Consider the following 21,750-nt stretch of genomic DNA (forward strand, 5'->3'; position numbering starts at 1 on the left):
ATGTCTGGAGCTGCGCACGTCCGGTGGATTCGCACCGGACGCATTCGGCTGGCGATGCAGGGTGGTTGCGCGTCGGCATGCCAGGCCAGGCGGGGAATCGTTACGGCCGGTTGGGCTCGACCGGTCAACGCGGGCGGCGACGCGCAGGCCGTCCGACGCTGCCGAATCGGATGTAGCGACTCTCAGCAGCGACTAATGGTATGAATGTAGTTCGACTACAGCATCGGTGTTTCTACCGATACGTACGATCTTTATTCGGTACGGTCGCGCGATGCGACGAAAAGACGGTCATCGTTCCCGATTGCGGCTGTGCAGCAGGGTAAGAAGTGCCTGCGTATGGGCGTTTGCGCAGGGAGTGTGGCGAAGCAGCAGGTGCGGTTCGTTGCGTGCGCATCGAATCGACGGAGCCTGCCGTCATCCGGCGGTACGGGATCCTGGATCGCGTGCGGTGCGCGGATCGGACGACTTGCGTGCGCGTGCGAGCGGATTGGCGATGTAGCGGATCGCGCGGTCGCTGAGCGTCGACGATGGCAGCAGGCATGCGAGCGACAGCCCGGCGACGGCCAGTTTCTTGAACGGGCGCCAGAACGGATTGCGCAGCACGGTATGCCAGTAACGGCCCGAATCGGACAGGAACCAGCGCCAGCGGCGCGCGAGCGGCGCACGGTACAGCGTGCTCGCGAAGCGGGCCTTTTCGATCGAGAAATCGAACGGTTCGCTCGGCAGCGCTTCGTGAAGCCGCGAGCGGGCAATCGTGCGCAGCGTCGACCATCGGCGTTCAGCCTTCGACGCCCCCGTGGCTGCGTCTTCCGCATTGGCGAACGCGAGATCGGCGGTATCGCGGTTCGCGTCGCCGGCGGCGTGTGCGGCCGGTTGGTGAACGCGATAACCGCCAAGCGGCGCGTCGATCATGTGGACGGCGCCGAGCAGCGCGATTCCGTAGATCGCATAGAAATCGGCACCGTGCAGGTTGTCGGCCGTGACGGGCACCGGGAAGATGCGCCGGAGCGCGTCGCTCAGGTACGCGTTGCCCGACGCGGGCGGCGACGGATACAGCCAGCCCGCGCGCAGCAGGCGCCCGCAATCCGTGTCGACGCCCGACTGCGGGACGGTGACGCCGGTTGCGGCGCCTTCGCGCGTGATCACGTCGAGCCGGAAATGCACCTTCACGAAGTCGCCGGCCGCGAACGCGGCCAGCACGCGGGCGGCGGCGTCGGGATAGAGCAGGTCGTCCGCATCGAGCAGGATCACGTATCGGGTCGCGACATGCTCGAGCGCGCGGTTGTACGCGGCGACCTGGCCGCGATTCTCCTGGAAGACCGCCGCGATGCGCTCGCCGTACGAGCGGATGATGTCGCGGGAATCGTCGGTCGATCCGTCGTCGATCACCAGCACGCGGATGCCGTCCGCGGTCTGTGCGAGCGCGGAGTCGATCGCGGCACGCAGATAGGCGCCGTGGTTGTAGTTGCAGATTGCAATGGTCAGGTCTGCCATGAGCAGCTCCCCGGTGAAGCGGGTTCGAGTCTTCCGGCGCGGGCGGCCCGCGCCGCGCCGTCATGCGGCCGCATGCTAGCGGCGCGCAACGGAGCTGCCGAGCAGCGGAATGCCGGCGCGATAGACCACGGCCGCGAGCGCGGCGGCAACCGCGGCCTCCGCGAGCAGCACGGCGGCGGCGGCGCCCAGTTCGGCGAAATACTTCGCGAGCACCGGTAGCAGCACGATGTTCAGGATACCGGACGACATCAGGATGCGCGTGAAGGCCGTCTTCATGCCGAGCGGCAGCATGGTCTGCACGCCGAACAGGTCGGTCATGCCGGCCATGAACGGGATGAACGCCATCCAGCGCAGCACGTGAACCGTCGGTTCGTACGACGGGCCGTACAGGATGCGCACCGCCAGCGGCGCACCGAAGAAAATCACCAGCGAGATGCCGAGCACCATCACGACCTGCACGACGAACAGCTTGCGCAGGAACGAGAACGCGTCGTTGCGCGCATGCCGCATCAGGTAGCTGATGCGCGGATAGGTGGCGGCCTTCAGCGGCTGGAGCATGCTGAGCGCCGCGCGGATCAGCTTGTCGCCGGCGGCGAAGTAGCCGGCCGCGACGTTGCCCGACACGAAGCCGAGCAGCACGGTGTTGGTCGATGCGTAGAACGCGATCGACGTGGATGCGAGAAACACCTGCCAGCCGCCTTTCAGCGATTCGGCAATGTCGGCAACGCCGACGCGCACGAAGTCGATTTCTCGATGGAGATACAGGTAGACGGCCAGCGCGATCGCCGACAGCAGCGGCACGGCGGCGTTGACGATCATCGCGCGATCGATGTCCGCCGGGCTGTGCACGACGGCGAACATCGCGGGAAGGCTCAGCACGCGGCCGACGAACAGGATCAGGCTGAGCGCGCGCAGCTTCTCCATGCCCTGGAAATACCAGCCGGGCGTGAATGCCACGCCGGCGACCATGCCGAACCCGATCAGCAGCAGGTCGCGATCCTCGCCGAAGCGCCCGATCACGAGCGTCAGCACCACCAGCACGACGAAGCAGACGGCCGCTATCCCGATCTGCGCGTACAGCGTCGCCCAGAAGATGCGCGAGCGTTCGGCGCGGTCGTCGCGGGCGAGCGCGATGCGCGGTGTCGCGGTCAGGTCGAAGCTGTAGCTCGTGCAGTTGGTGAGATACGCGATGACCGCGAGCGAGAACGCGAGCTGGCCATAGCCTTCCGGGCCCAGCGCGTGCGTCAGCAGCGGCGCGATCAGCAGCGGCACCGCATACATCGAAATCTGCAGCGTCAGCAGCAGCAGGAAGTTCTTCTTGAGGTTTGACATTCGCTCGGTCGGCGCCGTTGGGTATCGCATGGCGGCGGGTTGCGTGCTGCCGTGCGGATGCGCGGCCGGTCGGCGCTGACCCGGCTGCGAGGATTCGCGACCCGTTCCGGCGAGGCCGGCACGGCTACGTCACATCGTATGGCGGCCATGATACGGGCCGCGCGGCGACGCATTGTTCGCGAGCCTACCGTTCGCGGATTCCATTCGCACGGGCGGAACGAATCGCGAAAGTGCGCGCCGTGTTGTATCGCCGCGGTGATGAATGCATTTGTAAGCTGGCGCACCGAAGGCCGATCGGGCCGAATGATCTAATCAGACGCACTGTTTCGTCCGCGGCGGATGTGATGCAGGCGAAGCCTGCAACCGGCAGCACGACCGGCCCGCGAGCGGATGAAGCCGGTGCAACGCGGCGAATGTCACGCATGCCGGCCGGCGCGCGCTTGCGCGAGGCCGGCTCGCGCGTGGGGCAGTGCGGCGCATGGAACACGGCGAGCGGGCCGCGCAGGGGCGCGGCGGAAGACCGCAGCCGGACTTCCTGCCGTCGCCGGCCCGTCGCGGGAATCGCGCAGCCGCGCAATCCGGTGGAGCCGCCGGCGCGCGTGCGCATGGAATAACAAATACCGATCCGAGGAGTACCGAGTGAAACCGATAACGTTCGGCAGCTGTGTGGGGTGGCTGCACGAAGGACAGACGGGACAGGGCGTGATCCTGTGCGAATCGCTGGGTCACGAGGCCGCGTGGACGCACAAGCTCATGCGGGCGATCGCGGAGCGTCTCGCCCGCGCGGGCGTCACGGTGTTGCGGTTCAACTATCCGTGCGCCGGCGATTCCGCGGGCGACGATCTCGACGTCGGACGGCATGCCGCCAGTATCGACAGCATTCATCACGCGATCGACCTGCTGCGCGACGAAGCCGGCGTGACCGCGCTGACGCTCGTCGGCCTCCGCGCGGGTGCGCTGTTCGCGATGCTGGCCGCCTCGGGCGCGGGCCGGCACGCGTCGCCGCGCGTCGATGCGATGGTGGCGCTGTCGCCGGTGGTGCGCGGCCGTGCATACCTGCGCGAGCTGTCGTTCGTGCATCGCCAGTGGCTCGATACGATGCCGCCCGCGATCCGCGTCGCGCACCGCGACGAATCGTGCATGAACGTGCTCGGGCATCGCTACCCGGCCGATTTCGTCGACGCGCTGAAGGCAATCGATCTGTGCGACGCGGTGCGCGACGCGCCGGCGCTGCCCGGTGCGATGCTGCTGATCCAGCCGGAGCAGGGCGACGGGCCTGCGTTGCGCGACGCGTTGCTGGCGCGCGGCGTGGACGTGACGTGCGATCCGTTCCGTGAATGGCCGACGACGATGCTGGACGGCACGCGCTCGCGCCTGCCGCACGCGGCGATCGACGCGCTGGTGAACTGGATCGTCGGGCGCGCACCGGATACGGCCGTCGTCGCCCGCGTTTCACCGCACACGGTCGGCACGTGGAGCGGCGAGTCGGCCGTCGCGCTCGACATGGGCGACATGACGGAGCAGGTCGTCGCGGTCGGCCCGGGCCGGCTGGTCGGCGTGCTGTGCCGTCCGGCGGGGACGCGGCCGGCAACGCCGGTCGGCCCGGCGCTCGTGATCGCGAACACGTCGACGAATCCGCGCAGCGGCGAGGGGCGCTTCGGCGTGCGCATCGCCCGCGCACTGGCGCGGGCCGGCGTGACGACGTTGCGGATCGACGTGACCGGCGTCGGCGACAGCGGGCCCGGTGCGCCGGACGACCAGTCGGGCGTCGTGTATTCGCCGCAGGCGATCGACGACGTCGCGGCGGCGGCGGACTGGCTGCGTGCGATCGGCCATCCGGACGTGATCGCGGCCGGCATCTGTTCCGGCGCGTACGCGGCGTTGCATGCGGCGGTGAAAACGGCGTCGCTCGGCGGCGTGATCGCGATCAATCTCGCGCGCTTCGTGTGGCCGGCCGGGCTCACGCTCGAAGCGGCGCAGAAGCAGCGGATCAACTCGGTGCGCGGCTACTGGCTGTCGGTGCGCGACTGGCGGCGCTGGAAGCGGCTCGTCGCCGAGCGGCGCGACCTGCGTCCGATCCTGCGCGCAGTGGCGGCGAACGGTATCGCGCGCATCAGCGTGCCGGTGAAGGCGGCGGCCGCGCGCGTCGGCTGGAAGCCGCGTGCCGGTACGCCGCGCGGCGTGATGCGCGAACTCGCGCAGCGCAACGTGTGGACGATGCTCGTGTACGGCGCGCTCGATCCGGGCATCGACGACGTCCGGCGCCACTTCGGCGCGGTCGAGTGCGCGTTTCGGCGCTCGCGCCACGTGCGGCTGCACCTGATGCCGCAGGTCGACCACGCGCTGTACGGCGCGGCGGGAACGGCCGCCGTGATCGATCTCTGCATGCGGGCGCTGGGCGGCGACCCGGGCTGGCCGGCCGCACGCGTCGCCGATCCGTCGGCACCCGACGCAGCCGGGCGGCCGTACGCGAACGTATCGGTCGAAAGTTCGTGACGCGCATCGCGTCGCGATGCGCGGATTACGGGGTGCGATCGCCGCTTCGTATGAAGATCGGCGTTCGGTGGGCTCGCTCACAGACGCGCCGGTCGCGGCGGTGTCCAATCGTGTATCGGTGCAGGCGCCGTCGCGCCCGTGCATGAGCGGCCGGATCGCATCAGTCCGGATCGCCCGGCTGCGCATAGGGCGACGTCGTGTACGGCGATGCGTACAGCGTGTCGCTGCGCCACAGGCCGTCGGCGGGCGCGCTGGCCGCTTTCGGGCGGCTCGGACGGCCCGGCACGAGCGGCCGCCGCAGCGTGCTGCGGGCGCGCGATGCCGGTTCCGCGGCGGTGCGAATGCCGGGAAGCGCAAGGTCCGGCGCCGCGGCATCGGATGCCGCGGTTGCGATGCCGGCAGTCGCGGTTTGCGCCGAACGCTGCAGCGGGGCCGGCGCGATCAGCGCCGACGATGCGAAGGCCGGCGCGTCGGCCGGGTCGGACCGCACGGATTGCGCATCGGCGGCGCACGCGAAACCGGCCGACAGGATGCAGACGAGCGACATAAGTGACGAAAGTGACGAAAGTGACGAAGAGCAGTTCATGACGAATCGTACGGAATGACGTGCGGTGACGAGGGAGGCGCGGCGCCGCATGGCGAGCCGCGCTGGCAAGCGTAATGCCGGAGCCCGCCGCGTTTGGCGGGTTACCGCACAGTTTCGGAAGGACACCATGTCAACGACGACGCAAAAGGAATCGACGGCCGGCAGGCTGCTGTCACGCACGCGCTGGCTGTCGCGCGTGGCGCTGGCGGCCGCCGTGTGCGCGCTGAGCGCGTGCGCGCTGGCGCCGGGCATGACGTATCGCGCGCCTGCCGAACGCGACGCGAATGCGCGTGTGGGTGCCGATGCATCGGGTTCGGGCGGCCTCGACGGCGTTCAGAACGTAGCGGGCGAGGATCTGATCGAGATCACGCCGGCGTTCGTCGAGCAGCAGCATGCGGCACGGTCGGCCAGCGTCGACGCGGAAATCCGCCAGTTGTTCGGCACGCCGAAGCCATACGTGATCGGCCCCGGCGACGTGCTAGGCATCGTGGTGTGGGATCACCCGGAACTGAACCTGCCGACGACCCAGACGACGGGCGGCGGCGACGGCGTCGGCGCCAGCTCGGTCGCGACCGGTTATACGGTGGACGCGAGCGGCAGCGTTCAGTTCGCCTATGCGGGCCTCGTGCACGTGGCAGGGCTGACCGAGGCGCAGGCGCGCGCGGTGCTGACGAAGCGGCTCGGCGAATACGTGCGCAAGCCGCAGATCGCGGTGCGCGTCCAGGCATACCGCAGCAAGCGAGTCTATCTCGACGGCGAAGTGCGCACGCCGGGACTGCAGATCGTCAACGACATGCCGATGACGCTGCCCGAGGCTATCGACCGTGCGGGCGGCTTCACCGCGACGGCCGACCGCTCCCAGGTGTCGGTGACGCGCGGCGACAAGACCGTGATGGTGAGCCTGCCGGCCATGCTGGCCGCGGGCATCAACCCGACCAGCATCCTGTTGCACGACGGCGATCTCGTGCGCGTGCGCGCGGCGAGCGACAGCAAGGTGTTCGTGCTCGGCGAAGTGTCGCGTCCGGCGACGCTGACGCTGACCGACGGCCGGATGAGCCTCGGCGAAGCGCTCGGCGACACGGGCGGCGTCAGCCAGTACACGGCGGACGCGCGGCAGGTGTACGTGGTGCGGCGCGGGCCCGGCAACCGGCCGCAGGTCTTTCACCTCGACGGGAGTTTGCCGGCCTCGTTCGCGCTGGCCGACCGGTTTCCGCTCGAGCGTCGCGATGTCGTGTTCGTCGATGCGTCGTCGCTGGTGCGCTGGAGCCGTGTCGTCAACCTGCTGATTCCGTCGTCCGCGCAGGGTGCGCTGACGGCCAAGGCCATTTCACCGTGAACCTCGTGACCGATTTCGCGATCGCGATTCGTCGCGCCTACGGGACTGATCCTGCATGAACTCCCTGACCCTGCCTGACCCGCACGACGGGCCCGCGTTGCGGCCGTCCTATCCGTACCGCCGCTACTGGACCATGCTGGTCGGCGGCCGGCGGCTGATCCTGTGCACGGCGCTCGCGGGCGCGCTTGCCGGGGCCGTCTATGCGCTTTGCGCGCGTCCCGTCTACCGGACCGACATCCTGTTCCAGGTCGAGCAGAGTCCGACCGAGTCGAAGCCGAACTCGCCGCCGGGCGATCCGTCGTCGGTGTTCGACCTGAAGACCGATGCATCGACCGAGATCGAGGTGCTGAAATCGCGCGCGGTGATGGCGCGGGCGGTCGACGATACCAATCTGGCCGTCGACGCGCGGCCGCATTACCTGCCGATCGTCGGCTGGCGGTTCGTGAACGCGGCCGACGGGCTGTCGTCGCCGCTGCCGGGCGGTTACGTGTACGGCACGGAGCGCATCGACGTACCGACCTTCGACGTGCCGAAGCGTTTCCTCGGCAAGCGTTTCGCGCTGACCGTCGGCAACGACGGCGCCTATACGCTGCAGCGCACGGGCTTGCTCGGCAGGACGGGCCCGGTATGGCAGGGCAGGGTCGGCCAGCCGCTGCACGTCGAGACGCCGCAGGGGCCGCTCGACGTGTTCGTGCGCGGCGTCGCGGGCGAGCCCGGCGCGCGCTTCGACCTGACGCGCTACGCTGACGAAGAGGCGACGGCGTGGCTGCAGAAGAACGCGCTGATCTCGGAGCGCGGCAAGCAGTCGAACATGATCGGCGTGACGCTCGACGGTACCGATCCCGTGCACGACAGCCGCGTGCTGAACGCGGTCGGCGACGCGTATCTGGCGCAGAACACGCAGCGCAAGTCCGCGGCGGCCGACAAGCTGATCCGTTTCATGGACGCGCAGTTGCCGCAACTGAAGGCGCAGCTCGAACAGGCGGAAAGCCGCTTCAACGCGTTCCGCGCGTCGCACGGCACCGTCAACACGAGCGACGAAGGGCTGGCGCTGCGGCAGCAGTCGGTCGACATCGAGACGCGCGTGCAGACGCTGCAGCAGCGCCGCGAAGAGCTGCTGACCCGGTTCATGCCGAAGCATCCGGCCGTCGTCGCGGTCGACGCGCAGCTCGCCGACGCACAGCATTCGCTCGACACGGTGCGCAAGCAGATCCAGCAGCTGCCGACCGTCGAGCAGGGCGTGCTGCAGCTGCAGCGCGACGTGGCGGTCGATACCGCGCTCTACACGAACCTGCTCAACACGCGCCAGCAGATGATCCTCGCGCGGGCCAGCAAGACCGGCACCGTGCGGATCGTCGATGCCGCGAAGGTCGCCGAGACGCCCACCGGGCCGCATCGCGGGATGGCCGTGATCGCGTCGCTGATCCTCGGCCTGCTGGCCGGCGCCGCGGTCGTGATCGTGCGGCAGCGTGTCGCCGGCACGGTCGGCGACGTCGAGGAAATCGAATGGTCGACAGGCCTGCCGGTGTTCGCGGCGGTGCCGCACAGCCCGGTGTCCGAGCCAGCCGTGCCGCCGTCGAAGGCAGCGCGGCGGCGCGGCGCGCGCACGCCGGAGCCGCCGGGCGCCCCGGAGGGCGCGGCGCTCGAAAGCCTGCGCAATTTCCGCACGGCGCTGCAATTGTCGATGTCCGACGCACCGAACCGTGTCGTGCTGATCTCGGGGCCGACGACGGGCGTCGGCAAGTCGTTCGTCGCCGCGAATCTCGCGTCGCTGGTGGGCGCCGCGAAGCGGCGCGTGCTGCTGATCGACGCGGACCTTCGCAAGGGCTCGCTGCACGAGCGGTTTCGCTACAGCCGCGCGCCGGGCCTGGCGGATGTGGTCGCCGGCACGCACGCGCTCGATGAGGCGATCAAGCGCGATGCGGCGCCCGGCCTCGATTTCATGCCGATGGGCAACGTCGTGCCCGATCCGGGCGAACTGCTGCTGCAACCCGCGCTCGCCGAGCTGATCGAGCGCGTCGCGTCGCGCTACGACATGGTCGTGATCGACGCGCCGCCGCTGCTGCCGGTGGCCGACGCGCTGGTGCTCGGACGCCTGGCCGGGACCGTGTTCCTCGTCGCGCGCAGCGGCGTGACGACGCTGACCGAGCTCGACGAAAGTGCGCGACGGCTCGAGCACGCGCATATCGACGTACGCGGCGTGATCCTGAACGACTTCAAGGGCAGCCCGGGACGGTACGACTACGGTTACACGGATGCGAACACCCATCAGGCCGCGTCCGGCTACGCTGGCGTGATGGCGGCGCGGCCGCCAGCGCGCTGAGCGGCGAACGCGTGACGCCGGCGGGTTCGCGCGGTGCGCGCACGGGTAGCGATGGAACGGACATCATGAACAAACGAGTGGGGGCCGGCGTGCGCGTGCGGCAGCGACAGCCGGCGACGGTGCGCCGGGCGGCGCGCGCCGCCCGGGCTGCCGGTTACGCCGGTTACTGGTGGGAGGATCCGGCGCGGCTCGTGCTGATCTTCATCCTGCCGCTGTACGCGATGCTGTCGATCGGCCTGCTCGGCGATCAGAAGTCGATCGCACGCATCTATTTCGACGGCTACGCCGCGTTCGCGGGCGGCCTGTTCCTGCTGGTGTTGACCGCGTCCGCGTGGTTCGCGGCGACCGACGCGCAGTTCCGGCGCGTGCCGGACGACGGGCCGGTCGAGCTGTCGCCGCGCGTGCTCGATTTCGTGTTCGCGCTCGCGCTGTTCGGCTATCTCGTGATGATGAGCGGCATCCTCGCGCATCCGGCCGTGCTGTTGTCGTTCCTGTCCGGCACGGCGAACACGTTCGAGCTGATCGAGCTGAAAGGGCGCGTCACCGGCCTGAGCACCTTCACGCAGGCGACGGCGCCGTTCGTCGCGCTGTATTTCTACGTGTTCCGGACGCCGGTCAAGGGGTTCAACCGCTACAAGGCGTACCTGGCCATGCTCACCGTGCTGACGCTGCTGCGCAGCTTCATCTTTGCGGAGCGGCTCGCGATCATCGAGGTGGTGTTGCCCTTCGCGCTGATGGTCGTGCGGTTCCGGTTCGGCCGCAAGCGTTCGCGGCTCCTGGCGCTCGGGCCGTATGCGGCGATTCCGCTGCTGCTCGGCCTGTTCATCGTGAACGAATACAACCGGTCGTGGGAAACCTACTACATCAACATCTACGACAACATCTTCGATTTCGCGCTCGAACGCCTGGGCCTGTATTACTCGACGTCGCTGAACAACGGCGCCGGGATCCTCAACGTGCTCGGCTGGGGCAGCGGGCATCCGATGTTCACGTTCGACTGGCTGCTGCGCTTCCCGGTGATCGGCGCAACGCTGCAGCCGTGGCTCGATTCGGGCGACAGTCTCGACCTGTTCCTGAACAGCTACGCCGACCCCGAGTTCAACAATCCGTCGGGCATCTTCGTCCACTTCTACGAATGGGGCTGGTTCGGGTTGCTGAACGCGGCGTTTGCCGGCTGGGTGTTCGGTCGCGGCTATGCGGGCTGGCGGAGCGGGAACGGCTTCTGGTGCTGCGCGCACGCGGTGCTTTATGTGTCGCTGATGGAAATCCTGCGGATTCCGAACCTGTTCAGCGGTCGCAACTTCGTACCGGTCGTGCTGTTGATCGTCGTGTTCCGGTGGTTCGCGAAGCGCCCGCAACGGGCGTCGCCAGCAGCCGCGCGCGTCGCCGCGATCCGGCATGCGCCCGATATCGGCTAACTGTCGCCCAGCCCACAGTCTTTCGTCGCCGGCATGCATAGAGTGGAGCGTCTCATGACCACTCGCAACGCGCGCGGGCCCTGACGGGGCCGCCGCATCGACCGCTCACATGACTACGACCGCACGCGAAACCAGCCTCGACGTCGCCCGTGGCGCGGGGATCATGCTTGTCGTCTACGGACACGTGTTGCGCGGAGCCGCCTCGTCGGGCCTCGTGCCGGCGGGCCTGCCCGATACCGCGTTCGAATGGATCGACTACGTGATCTACACGTTCCACATGCCGCTGTTCTTCTTCCTGTCCGGGCTGCACGTCTGCGGCTCGTTGCGCAGCGCGCCGCACCGGTTCATCGGGGCGAAGGTGCGGACGATCGTCTATCCATACCTGATGTGGTCGGTCCTGCAAGGCGGCGTGCAGATCGCGATGGCGTCGCACGGCACCAATCATCCGTTTACGCTCGCTGACCTGCTGGCGATCGGCTGGCGGCCGTTTGCGCAGTTCTGGTTCCTGTATGCGCTGATGCTTTGCATGATCGGCGTCTGGCTGCTTGCGCGGCGGGTGCCTGCGCTTGCGCAGGTGCCGATTCCGCCGCGCATCCGCGGCGCGCTCATTGCAAGCGCGGTGCTCGGGCTGGCCATCGGCGCGGCGACGCAATGGGGCATCCTGTCGACGACGCTGATGAACTGGCCGTTCTTCGTGGCCGGCGTCGTTGCATCGCGCGCGTTGCCGGGCTGGCTCGAACGCCACAGCGATCCCGCCGCATGCGCGGTGACGGCGGCGGTCTTCGTCGCGGCGGTCGTTTTGGCTCACGGCCTGGGCGGTGCAACGAGCATCTGGGCCGTGCCCGCCGCGTTCGCCGGCATCGCGCTGATGCTGCAATTTGCGTACCGGTATGCGTCGTCCCCCGCGCGGGCCGGGTGGCTGGTGGCGGTCGGGTGGGCGTCGATGCCGATCTACCTGATGCATATCGTGGTGATGGGCGGCGTGCGCATCGTGCTGATGCGCGCGGGCGTCAGCAGCCTCGCGACGCACCTCGTGCTCGGCACGCTCGCCGGCCTGGCGGTTCCGATGACGGTCTACCTGATCGCGCTGCGCACGGGGACTGCTCGGCTGGCCGGATTTCCGTCGTGGCCGGGGCGCGTGTCGTGCGCCCGCAGGCCGCATGACACGCGTGGAAGCGGCCGGCATGCGTAGACGCCGATGCCTTTCCCGTCTCTGCTGCGCGATGCTCGGCGTATGGGCGATGGGTAGTCCCGCGCTGGCGGTGCACGCCGCGGCGCAGGGCGCGATCCACGCGATGGTGCCGGATGCGCATGTCGACCCCGCACCCGACGGCGCGGACCAGGCCGACGCGCTGCAACGCGCGCTGGACGCGCTGCATCCCGGCCAGCGGCTCGTGTTCGCGCCGGGGCGCTACATCGTCGGCCGTTCGCTCGTCGTTCGGCAAGCGCAGGTCGTGCTGTCGGGTTACGGCGCGACGCTGATCGCGACCGTGCCGGACGACCAGACGATCGAGATGCGCGGCGACGGCACGACGATCGTCGGATTTAGGCTCGCAGGAACCGGCTCGACGCGGATGGAAACGCCGAAATCGACCAAGATCGAAGTGACCGGGCGCGGCGTGCAGGTGCTCGACAACGTGATCGACGGCGGTGGCGGCGGCATTTTCGTGTTCGGCGGAGCGGATGTCGCGATCGTCGGCAACGAGGTGCTGGCGACGCTGGCGGACGGCATCCACATCACGCACGGCGCGCGCAACGTGCTCGTGCAGGGTAACGTCGTGCGCGGCACCGGCGACGACATGATTGCGGTGGTGAGCTACCAGGGCGACGGCGTGCTCAGCCGCAACGTGCTGATTACCGGCAACTCGCTCGAGGGCAATGCGTGGGGGCGCGGCATCACGGTGGTCGGCGGCGCGGACGTGACGATCGCGAACAACATCGTGCGCAACGTGCAGGTGAGCGCGGGCATTCTGGTCGCGCAGGAGGACAGCTTCCGGACCTACGGCGCGTCCGGCGTGCTGGTCGAGAACAACGAGATCTCGGATATCCAGACCGCGACCGCGCGCACCGATCCGCGCCCGCTGACGCAGCAGGCCGCGATCGACGTCAGTACGTGGTCGGGCTCGGTGACGCGCGTGGTCGTGGTCGGCAACCGCGTGTCGCGCGCGCGGTTCGCCGGCATTCGCGTATGGGGAAACGTGTCGCAATACCGGATCGCGGATAACCGGTTGTCCGCGATCGGCGGGATGCCGGTGCAGGTGGGCGGTGGCGGCTGCGCCGCGGGCCACCCGAATGCAGGAGGATCGAAGGTGGGGCAGTGCGGGGCGGCGGTCGTACAGCCGCTCGCGACCGGCGTGACGGTGGGCGCGGACACGTCGCAGTTGCCGCGCGTGCGCGAATCGCTGAGGCAGGCACGCTGGTCGCAGCGCGGCATCGATTGACGACACGATGCGCGCGCCGGCGGGCACGGCCTGCGCTTAACGCGCTTACCGCACGATATCTCCTTCCACAACCCGCTCATGCGGTTCCCGCGAAGCGAGCGGCACCGCACGCGTTTCCGGCAGCGCGTCGACGACGGCGCGTCCGTACTGGTCGTCGAAGCGCACGATATCGTCTTCGCCGAGATAGTTGCCGGATTGCACCTCGATGATCTCGAGCGGAATCCGGCCGGGATTCTCGAGGCGATGCACCTCGCCGACGGCGATGTACGTCGATTCGTTCTCGCTGAGCAGGAACGTCTCGGTGCCGCGCGTCACCTTCGCGGTGCCGCGCACGACGATCCAGTGCTCCGCACGGTGGTAGTGCATCTGCAGCGACAGCCGCTTGCCGGGCTCGACGACGATCCGCTTCACCTGGAACCGTTCGCCGAGATCGATCGAATCGTAGTGCCCCCACGGACGCTGCACCTTGCGGTGCTCGCTCGCCTGCGGACGCCGGTCGCTCTTCAGGCGCGCGACGATGTTCTTCACGCGCTGCACGTCGTGCTTGTTTGCGACGAGCACCGCGTCGGGCGTTTCGATCACGACGACGTCCTTCATCCCGACGCATGCGATGAGCCGCCCCTCCGAACGCACGAAGCTGTCCTGCGTGTCCTCGAACACGATCGGGCCGCGCGCGACGTTGCCGTGATCGTCCTTCGGCATGATTTCCCAGATCGCATCCCAGGTGCCGACGTCCGACCAGCCGGCCGCGAGCGGCACCACGATCCCTTCGATGCCGAGCTCGCTGCTTTCGGCAAGGCGCTCCATGACCGCGTAGTCGATCGAGTCGGACGGGCAGGCGTCGAACGCCGCCGCGTCGATCCGGAAGAACGGATCCTCGGCGACGCCCGCGCGCCACGCCGCTTCGCAGGCTGCATGGATCGCGGGCGCCAGTGTGCGGATCGCCTTCAGCCAGACCGACGCGCGCGTGACGAAAATCCCGCTGTTCCACCAGTAGTCGCCCGACTGCAGGTAGCGTTCGGCGAGCGTCGCGTCGGGTTTCTCGACGAAGCGCCCGATCGAATAGCCGCCTTGTCCGCCGTGGCGGCCGGTGCGCGGCTCGCCGACCTGGATATAGCCGTAGCCCGTTTCCGCACGGCGCGGCAGTACGCCGAGCGTGACGATCGCGCCTTCCTGCGCGTAACGCGCCGCGCGAGCGATGGTGTCCTGGAATGCGCCGACATCGGCGATTACGTGATCGGCCGGCATCACCGCGAGCACGGGATCGTCCGCGAGCGCGCTCGCGTCGAGCGCGGCGAGCGTGAGCGCCGGTGCCGTGTTGCGTGCGGCCGGCTCGAGCAGGATGCGCGCCGGCGCCGCACGGTCGGCCACTTGCGCGGCACTCATGATGCGATGCTGTTCGCCGCACACCAGCAGCAGCGTGTCGCCGAGCGACGCGTTCGCGATGCCGTTCAGGCGGCGCGCCGTCGCCGACAGCGGCGATTCGTTCGAGGTCAGCTCGATCAGCTGCTTCGGAAACTGCTCGCGCGACAGCGGCCAGAGGCGCGTGCCCGAGCCGCCGGCAAGGATGACCGGCAGGATGCGCGGCAGGTCGGGTTCGGGAACCGGGCGAAGGGTGCGGGTCATCGATTGGCTCCGGTATCGGCGGGCAGCCGGTTGTGCGCGCGGCCGTCGGCGAGCACGTCTTCGTTTCGGGGCCGGGGCGTCGAAACGGCCCGGGACAGCAGTTGACGCAGCGCACCGGCGGCGCGATCGGCCGGCCGGATCATGCCGACGAACGGCGCGCCCTGTTCGAGATACGGGCCGTACGCCTTGCGGAATCCGAAGCGTTTGTAGAACGCCTGGCGCGGCGCGGGAACGTGCGTACGGAGCGCCGCGTCCGGCCATGCGGCCAGCGCGGCGGTCAGCGCGCGTTCGATCAGGCGTTCGAGCGTATCGCCGTCGCGACACGCCTCGCTTGTCAGTACCTTGTCGATCACGACATCCGGATCGATGTCGTCGCCGGGCAGGATGCGCGCGTAGGCCGCGACTTCCGCCGTGTCGCCGTTGCGCACGCTTGCATACACGTGCAGTGCGCCGGCGTCCTTGCCGTCGATGTCGAGATGCGTGTGTGCGTCCTCGACCACCAGCACGGCGTTGCGCGCGCGCAGGATTGCATAGAGATCGACGGCGCTCAGATGTTCGAATTCACAACAATGCCATTCCATGATGCGGTCCTCGCGTGAAGCCTTCAGCACGCTGTACCGCACGGACGCGTTCGTTCCGTGCAGTGCGGCAATGGTCATGATGCGGATGCCGCGCGCGCCGGTCTGTTCGAAAGCGCACTCACGCAGCGGTTTCGCGCGGCCGGCATGCTGCACGGCAATGCGCGCGCCGACAGCGGCGCAATGTGCGGTAGCACACATCGGCCGTGCCGAGGCTTTCCGATAATTGGCACGTCACGGCGGCCGCACTGCGCGGTCTGCCGACATCGAACGTGAATGAAGAACCAGGGGCAGTACTTGAAGATTGCGATCGTTCACGACTGGCTGGTCGTGCCTGGCGGCGCCGAACGCGTGCTGGCGCACATGATCGACTGCTTTCCGCAGGCCGATATCTACAGCCTCGTCGATTTCCTCGAGGATCGGGACTGCCTGCGCGGCCGCGCGGTGCGCACGTCCTTCATCCAGAAGCTGCCGTTCGCGCGCAAGCGCTACCGCGGCTATCTGCCGTTGTTTCCGCTTGCGATCGAACAGTTCGACCTGTCGGAATACGACATCGTGCTGTCGAGCTCGTATGCGGTCGCGAAGGGCGTGCTGAGCGGCCCGGACCAGTTCCACGCCAGCTACGTGCATTCGCCGGTGCGCTATGCGTGGGATCTGCAGCACCAGTACCTGAACGAGGCGGGGCTCGCGCGCGGGCCGAAATCGGCAATCGCGCGGGCGCTGCTGCATTACATCCGCAACTGGGATGCGCGCTCGGCGAACGGCGTCGATCGCGTGGCCGCGAATTCGCACTTCATCGCTCGCCGCATCCGCAAGACCTACCGGCGCGAGGCGACGGTGATCTACCCGCCGGTCGACGTCGACCATCTGTCGCTGCGCACGGACAAGGACGCGTTCTACCTGACCGCGTCGCGGCTCGTGCCGTACAAGCGGATCGACCTGATCGTCGACGCGTTCTCGCGTACGCCGGAGCGCCGTCTCGTCGTGATCGGCGACGGGCCTGAAATGGCGAAGATCCGCGCGCTTGCCGGGCCGAACGTCACGCTGCTCGGCTACCAGCCGTTCGACGTGCTGCACGACCACCTGCAGCGCGCACGCGCGTTCGTGTTCGCGGCGGAAGAGGATTTCGGCATTTCGCCGGTCGAGGCGCAGGCGTGCGGCACGCCCGTGATCGCTTACGGGAAGGGCGGTGTGCGCGAGTCGGTGCGCGCGTGGCCGTGCGCCGGTGCAACGGGCCTGTTCTACCGCGCGCAGACGGTCGACGCGCTGGTCGACGCGCTGGCCCGCTTCGAAGCATTGCCGCGCGGTTCGTTCGACCCGCACGCGTGCCGCGCAAATGCAGAATGCTTCGGTTCGGCGCGTTTCCGCGGCGAGCTCACGCGCTTCGTGATGGACGGTTATGCTGCATTGCAGGAGGAGATGGCCGGCACCGCCGGTTTCACGCCGGGCGACGACGTTTCGGCCCGTGGCAGCCTGCACGATCGGCAGGCCCGGCAACGCGAGGCGGCACTGCGGACCTGACCGGCGGCGCCGGCGTTTGGTTACGACGCTGTAACGGACGACTCGGGCGCGTGCGTTCGCCGTGCGGTGCCGGCGGGGCATGCGCGCCGCGATTATCGACTCGCCGAGCGGGACGTCCGGATTTATTCCGGGATTTCGGAGAAAATCGCGGGCAATGGACGTAGCGATCTTGCCGAAAAGTGGGATTTGCCACTGATTGACGGGAATAGTCATAGATAATCAAATTTCAGTGGTCAAAGGTGTGTTGTGCGGGCCGACCGGTGGCGTAATGGGCTGAATCATGTTTATCTTTTGGTAACACGGCCATCTCGAAACGGGGTGTAGATTCACGAACGGATGAAATGCGGCGGTCATTCCGGGAGCGGGTTGGCGGTCATCCGGTTCGGCATCGGGCGCGACTGTCGTGTATGACGCGACGCACCTGCGGACGGATTTGCCGTTTGCCGACGTGCCCCGCCAGACGGCGCGTCGCATCAAAGCCGGAACGTCGTGGCTCCCGCGGCCGCGCGTTCTCTTCGAGTTCGATGACAACGAGGCCGGATGACATCCGGCTCGACCTCCGGGGCTCTCGCCGTGTGCAGTTTCGATCTTCGCCAAAGCTGCGGAAACGCAGCGCGGACAGGCGGCCATGCGCCGCCGGCCGCAGCGCACGCGAACGGTTCGCGGAGTGGAGAAAGTGATGGTTCGTTATGAATATGCCAATAACGCGCGATAAGAGCGCCGGCGGGGGAAGCGGTAACGGGCAGCGTCCGCTGATTTACTGGACGCAGTCGCCGTCCGTCATGCTGCGAAAGGAACTGGCCCGACGCGACTGGAAGGTGTCGATCGTCGAGCATGCGAACGAGCTGCGCAACACGCCCGGCGAAATCACCTGCGGCATTCTCGACCTGAGCGGCGGCCATGCCGATGCGATCGGCAGCATCGCGTCGACCTGTGCATCGATGCGCGACGTCGTGTGGGTCGCGCTCGTCGACGTCGGCCAGACCGCTTCCCCGAACGTGCGCGCGCTGTTGCGCGACTATTGCTTCGACTACGTCACGTTGCCCGCGTCGCACCAGCGGATCGCCGATACGGTCGGCCATGCTTACGGCATGGAGTGCCTGTTCGCGCGCGACCGCGAACAGCTCGAATCGGACGAGAAAGGCATCGTCGGCACCTGCAGCGCGATGCTGCGGCTGTTCGACACGGTGCGGCGCTTCGCGCGCACCGACGCACCGGTGTTCGTGTTCGGCGAAACGGGGACCGGCAAGGAGCTGACGGCCGTCGCGATCCATCGTCATTCGGAGCGGCGCAACGGCCCGTTCGTCGCGGTCAACTGCGGCGCGATTCCGCCGCATCTGCTGCAATCGGAACTGTTCGGTTATGAACGCGGCGCGTTTACCGGCGCGAACGCGCGCAAGATCGGCTATGTCGAGGCCGCGAACGGCGGCACGCTGCTGCTCGACGAGATCGGCGACCTGCCGCACGAGAGCCAGGCGAGCCTGCTGCGTTTTCTGCAGGAGCGCTCGATCCATCGCCTCGGCGGCAGCGATCCGGTGCCGGTCGATGTCAGGATCGTATCGGCGACGCACGTCGACCTGCGCGGCGCGATGGAGGAAGGGCGTTTTCGCGCGGACCTGTTCCACCGCCTGTGCGTGATGCGCATCGACCAGCCGCCGCTGCGCGCGCGCGGCAAGGACATCGAACTGCTCGCGCACCACATGCTCGAACGCTTCCGCGGCGATGCGCGTCATCGCGTGCGCGGCTTCTCGACGGACGCGATCACCGCACTCTACAAGCACGACTGGCCCGGCAATGTCCGCGAACTGATCAACCGCGTGCGCCGCGCGGTCGTGATGACCGAAGGGCGCCTGATCACCGCGCGGGATCTCGAGCTCGAATACTGTCTCGATGCGGCGTCGCCGTCCGTGGCCGACATCCGCAAGTCGATCGAGCGCGAGGCGATCGAAACCGCGTTGCTGCGCACGCGCGGGCGCGTCGCGGCTTCGGCGCGCGAGCTTGGCGTGTCGCGCGCGACACTGTATCGCTGGATGGAAGCGTACGGGATCGAGCGGCCGCGCGGCACGGGTTCGTCCGACTGACGTTCGAAACGCGGCGCTCGCGGCGCATGGCGTCCGCGAGCGTTCGTCAACCGGCCTGCGTGGCGCGCACCGTTCGCGCGGCGTTTACCGCGCGGATTTCCACGGCAGGCGGCCCGCCGTCTGCATCCTGAATCTTCCCGGCAGTTTCCAGCGGAACGAGCGCGACGCGCGCCGGCGTGCCCGGCGCGAGATGAAACCAGTCGTCGCGCGGCATGAAACCCCGCGCGTCGATCTGCACGTGGCGCGCGACGTGCCGCGTGTCGATGTCGACGTGCCACGTATCGCCGGTGCGCGACACGCACGCTTCGATCCCGAGTTCGCGGCGCGCCAGCACGGCCGGATGCGTGCGGGACGGGAAATGGAACGCCTGCGACAGCAGCGTGCCGTCGTCGGCGCGCAGCGTCGCGACGACGGTGTCGTGTTCGCAGGGCCCGAAACGGTACGCATAGGTCCAGTCGAAGAACCGTCCGAGCAGCTCGGCCGAGCCGATCCGTATCGTGTCGTGCGCGGCGATCCGTACCGGGCAGCCGGCCCGCGCGACCGGCGTGCGGCCGTCGCGCAGCGCGACCAGTTCGACGGCCGCCGACAGCGGCGCCGGACGCTCGTTGACCACATGCACGTCGAGCCCGTTCAAGCCTTCGTCGACGAGCAGCACCTGCACGGGCTGCAGCACCTGGCGCAGCGCATACCACGCCGATTTCGGCCGGTGCGCGGCGTCGATCACACCCCATCCGGCACCCGGCATGACATCCTGGAACTGCCACACGAGCGCGCCGGCGCAGCGCGAGCCGGTGCGCCGCCATTCGGAGAACGTGTCGCGCATCACGTCCGCGATCGCGGCCCTCGACAGCTCGAAGTAACGTGCCGGATCCTCGCGCCGCAGCCGGTCCGGCACGACGTCGTACAGCGTTTGCAGATAGTGGTCGCGAATGTCCTCGAAATCCCACGACGTGCCGGGGTCGCGCGGCACGGCCGCCTTCCAGCGCGGCTCGTGCACGCCGGGCCAGCCGAGGCTGGCGAGCGTCGCATCGCACGGCACGTTCGCGAACGCGAGGCATTCGCTCGCGAAGCGCACGTCCGCGCGGCGCGCATCGTCGAGCGGGCGCAGGTACGCACCGACGCCGTAGTAGTGCGATACGCGCTCGCGCGGCGCGAACGGCAGCACGCCGCCGTCGGGCGAATCGGGTACGTACGGGACGTCGGGCCGGCGCGCCGCCGCATGGCCGGCCAGCCGCTCGGCGGTCAGCTCGAGGAAGCGCTGCTTCGGCCCGAGCCCCGACATCGCCGCCTGTTGCGCGATCTCGCTGCCGCCGCACAGCACCGCGAGCGACGGCGACGCGCCGTGGCGCGCAAGGAATTGATCGGCTTCACGGTCGACGTTGTCCGCGAACGCGGGATCGTCGAGCGCATGGTCGAAGTTCGCGAACATGAAGTCCTGCCAGACCAGCAGCCCGAGCCGGTCGCACCACGCATGGAATGCGTCGGCCTCGTAGGTCATCGTGCCGCCGACGCGGATCATGTTGAAGCCGGCATCGCGTGCGAGCCCGAGCAGGCGGCCGTAGGTCGCGTCGTCCGCGTGCAGCGCGAGCGGCGCGGCGCTGCTCCAGCATGCGCCGCGCGCGAACACGGGCACGCCGTTGATGCGCAGCCCGAATCCCTTGCCGTCGGCGCCGGCATCGATCTCGATCGTGCGGAAGCCGGTCGAGCCGAGCGGCCGCCGTTCGTCGCCGATATGCAGCGCGATCTCGTAGAGTGCCGGCTCGCCATGCGTATGCGGCCACCAGCGGCGCACGTTGGGCACCGCGACGCTTGCGCGCAGCCGGTCGGCGCCGGCGCGTTCGAGCGTCGCTTGGTGTTCGCCGCACGACAGTCGCGCCGCGAGCGCGTCGGGCAGCGGCGCGGCAAATGTCAGTTCGGCATCGAGCCAGCCCGCGTCGCCTTCGATGCGCGCACGCAGGTCGCAGTCGACCGGAACGAAGCCGTCGGCCGGATCGAGTACGTCGACGGCGCGCCACGGGCCGGCCGGCACGTACGGCGGAAACCAGCCGGGCATGTGTCCGAACAGCGACGTGCGGACCGTGCGCAGCGCCGCCGGCTCCGCGAGCCGTGTGCGCCAGCGCGCACGGCGCGGCGCGCGTGCGTCGCGCAGGTGCGGCGCGAGCGCGCGGAAGCAGAGCGTCAGCCGGTGCGTGCCGTCGAGCGATACGGGAACGTCGTGCGCGACGAACATGCTGTCGGAGCGGAGGATCGGCGTGTCGTCGAGCCACGCCTGCGCGAGCGTCGCGAGGCCGTGAAAGCGCAGTACGCGCGGCCCGCGACCGCGCAGCTCGATCCGGTACCAGTGATCGCGTTCGTCGAGCGATGCCGCTTCGTCGAGCCGGCCGGCCAGCGCGAGCGCCTGCGCGACCGTGCCGGGCACCGGCGCCGCGATCCAGCCGTCGCCGTCGGCCGGAAGATCGCGCGGTTCCCGCGCGGCGCCCGCGGCCGTCGCCAGCATCGACCACGCGGGCAGGGCACG

14 protein-coding genes are annotated in these 21,750 nt (G+C 68.8%); 8 read left to right on the top strand and 6 right to left on the bottom strand.

Annotated elements, in window-relative coordinates; translation table 11 throughout:
• Positions 1-414: 414 nt before the first annotated feature.
• Positions 415-1,494 (bottom strand): glycosyltransferase family 2 protein, encoded by a 1,080-nt coding sequence (locus KVT39_RS00310; RefSeq protein WP_034179712.1) that lies wholly within the window; start codon positions 1,492-1,494, stop codon positions 415-417.
• A gap of 75 nt (positions 1,495-1,569) precedes the next feature.
• Positions 1,570-2,826 (bottom strand): oligosaccharide flippase family protein, encoded by a 1,257-nt coding sequence (locus KVT39_RS00315; RefSeq protein ID WP_034179711.1) that lies wholly within the window; start codon positions 2,824-2,826, stop codon positions 1,570-1,572.
• A gap of 639 nt (positions 2,827-3,465) precedes the next feature.
• On the opposite strand from KVT39_RS00315, the gene KVT39_RS00320 reads away from it, so the two are divergent.
• On the top strand, positions 3,466-5,322 hold the full coding sequence (locus KVT39_RS00320; RefSeq protein WP_217586814.1) for an alpha/beta hydrolase: 1,857 nt from the start codon (positions 3,466-3,468) through the stop codon (positions 5,320-5,322).
• A 160-nt stretch (positions 5,323-5,482) separates the two neighbouring features.
• On the opposite strand, the gene KVT39_RS00325 is transcribed toward KVT39_RS00320, so the two are convergent.
• Positions 5,483-5,908 (bottom strand): hypothetical protein, encoded by a 426-nt coding sequence (locus tag KVT39_RS00325; RefSeq protein ID WP_034179708.1) that lies wholly within the window; start codon positions 5,906-5,908, stop codon positions 5,483-5,485.
• 127 nt (positions 5,909-6,035) lie between these two features.
• Between KVT39_RS00325 and KVT39_RS00330 the strand changes: the two genes are divergently transcribed.
• From KVT39_RS00330 to KVT39_RS00350, 5 genes are all read left to right on the top strand, one after another.
• Positions 6,036-7,244: a polysaccharide biosynthesis/export family protein gene (locus tag KVT39_RS00330; protein ID WP_217586816.1), complete on the top strand. Its 1,209-nt coding sequence runs from the start codon at positions 6,036-6,038 to the stop codon at positions 7,242-7,244.
• Positions 7,245-7,299: 55 nt separating this feature from the next.
• The gene (locus KVT39_RS00335; protein WP_034179706.1) at positions 7,300-9,567 is read left to right on the top strand and encodes a polysaccharide biosynthesis tyrosine autokinase; all 2,268 of its coding nucleotides are present in this window, start codon (positions 7,300-7,302) and stop codon (positions 9,565-9,567) included.
• Positions 9,568-9,632: 65 nt separating this feature from the next.
• A complete protein-coding gene (locus tag KVT39_RS00340) occupies positions 9,633-10,985 on the top strand; it encodes an oligosaccharide repeat unit polymerase (protein ID WP_217586823.1) in 1,353 nt (450 codons plus the stop codon).
• Positions 10,986-11,094: 109 nt separating this feature from the next.
• The gene (locus tag KVT39_RS00345; protein WP_217586825.1) at positions 11,095-12,177 is read left to right on the top strand and encodes an acyltransferase family protein; all 1,083 of its coding nucleotides are present in this window, start codon (positions 11,095-11,097) and stop codon (positions 12,175-12,177) included.
• Complete coding sequence (locus KVT39_RS00350; RefSeq protein ID WP_217586827.1) at positions 12,170-13,426, top strand: right-handed parallel beta-helix repeat-containing protein; 1,257 nt, start codon at positions 12,170-12,172, stop codon at positions 13,424-13,426. The genes KVT39_RS00345 and KVT39_RS00350 overlap by 8 nt, the downstream gene beginning before the upstream one ends.
• A gap of 45 nt (positions 13,427-13,471) precedes the next feature.
• Here the strand turns inward: KVT39_RS00350 and KVT39_RS00355 are convergent, their stop codons facing one another.
• Complete coding sequence (locus KVT39_RS00355) at positions 13,472-15,052, bottom strand: mannose-1-phosphate guanylyltransferase/mannose-6-phosphate isomerase (protein WP_034179703.1); 1,581 nt, start codon at positions 15,050-15,052, stop codon at positions 13,472-13,474.
• Complete coding sequence (locus KVT39_RS00360; RefSeq protein WP_217586829.1) at positions 15,049-15,711, bottom strand: GNAT family N-acetyltransferase; 663 nt, start codon at positions 15,709-15,711, stop codon at positions 15,049-15,051. The genes KVT39_RS00355 and KVT39_RS00360 overlap by 4 nt, the downstream gene beginning before the upstream one ends.
• A 216-nt stretch (positions 15,712-15,927) precedes the next feature.
• On the opposite strand from KVT39_RS00360, the gene KVT39_RS00365 reads away from it, so the two are divergent.
• A complete protein-coding gene (locus KVT39_RS00365) occupies positions 15,928-17,151 on the top strand; it encodes a glycosyltransferase family 4 protein (protein WP_081938393.1) in 1,224 nt (407 codons plus the stop codon).
• A gap of 689 nt (positions 17,152-17,840) precedes the next feature.
• A complete protein-coding gene (locus KVT39_RS00370; RefSeq protein ID WP_034179702.1) occupies positions 17,841-19,232 on the top strand; it encodes a sigma-54 dependent transcriptional regulator in 1,392 nt (463 codons plus the stop codon).
• 46 nt (positions 19,233-19,278) lie between these two features.
• On the opposite strand, the gene KVT39_RS00375 is transcribed toward KVT39_RS00370, so the two are convergent.
• Positions 19,279-21,729, bottom strand: coding sequence for a glycoside hydrolase family 2 protein (locus KVT39_RS00375; protein ID WP_254640297.1), 2,451 nt, complete (start codon positions 21,727-21,729; stop codon positions 19,279-19,281).
• Positions 21,730-21,750: the final 21 nt, after the last annotated feature.

This window comes from Burkholderia sp. GbtcB21, assembly GCF_019091065.1.
Taxonomy (GTDB): domain Bacteria; phylum Pseudomonadota; class Gammaproteobacteria; order Burkholderiales; family Burkholderiaceae; genus Burkholderia; species Burkholderia pyrrocinia_C.

Excerpts from the sequence above, each read along its gene's own strand:
- KVT39_RS00310 (WP_034179712.1), bottom strand. The coding sequence starts at position 1,494 with ATGGCAGACCTGACCATTGCAATCTGCAACTACAACCACGGCGCCTAT.
- KVT39_RS00315 (WP_034179711.1), bottom strand. The coding sequence starts at position 2,826 with ATGTCAAACCTCAAGAAGAACTTCCTGCTGCTGCTGACGCTGCAGATT.
- KVT39_RS00325 (WP_034179708.1), bottom strand. The coding sequence starts at position 5,908 with ATGAACTGCTCTTCGTCACTTTCGTCACTTTCGTCACTTATGTCGCTC.
- KVT39_RS00330 (WP_217586816.1), top strand. The coding sequence starts at position 6,036 with ATGTCAACGACGACGCAAAAGGAATCGACGGCCGGCAGGCTGCTGTCA.
- KVT39_RS00335 (WP_034179706.1), top strand. The coding sequence starts at position 7,300 with ATGAACTCCCTGACCCTGCCTGACCCGCACGACGGGCCCGCGTTGCGG.
- KVT39_RS00340 (WP_217586823.1), top strand. The coding sequence starts at position 9,633 with ATGAACAAACGAGTGGGGGCCGGCGTGCGCGTGCGGCAGCGACAGCCG.
- KVT39_RS00345 (WP_217586825.1), top strand. The coding sequence starts at position 11,095 with ATGACTACGACCGCACGCGAAACCAGCCTCGACGTCGCCCGTGGCGCG.
- KVT39_RS00350 (WP_217586827.1), top strand. The coding sequence starts at position 12,170 with ATGCGTAGACGCCGATGCCTTTCCCGTCTCTGCTGCGCGATGCTCGGC.
- KVT39_RS00355 (WP_034179703.1), bottom strand. The coding sequence starts at position 15,052 with ATGACCCGCACCCTTCGCCCGGTTCCCGAACCCGACCTGCCGCGCATC.
- KVT39_RS00360 (WP_217586829.1), bottom strand. The coding sequence starts at position 15,711 with ATGACCATTGCCGCACTGCACGGAACGAACGCGTCCGTGCGGTACAGC.
- KVT39_RS00370 (WP_034179702.1), top strand. The coding sequence starts at position 17,841 with ATGAATATGCCAATAACGCGCGATAAGAGCGCCGGCGGGGGAAGCGGT.
- KVT39_RS00375 (WP_254640297.1), bottom strand. The coding sequence starts at position 21,729 with ATGCTGGCGACGGCCGCGGGCGCCGCGCGGGAACCGCGCGATCTTCCG.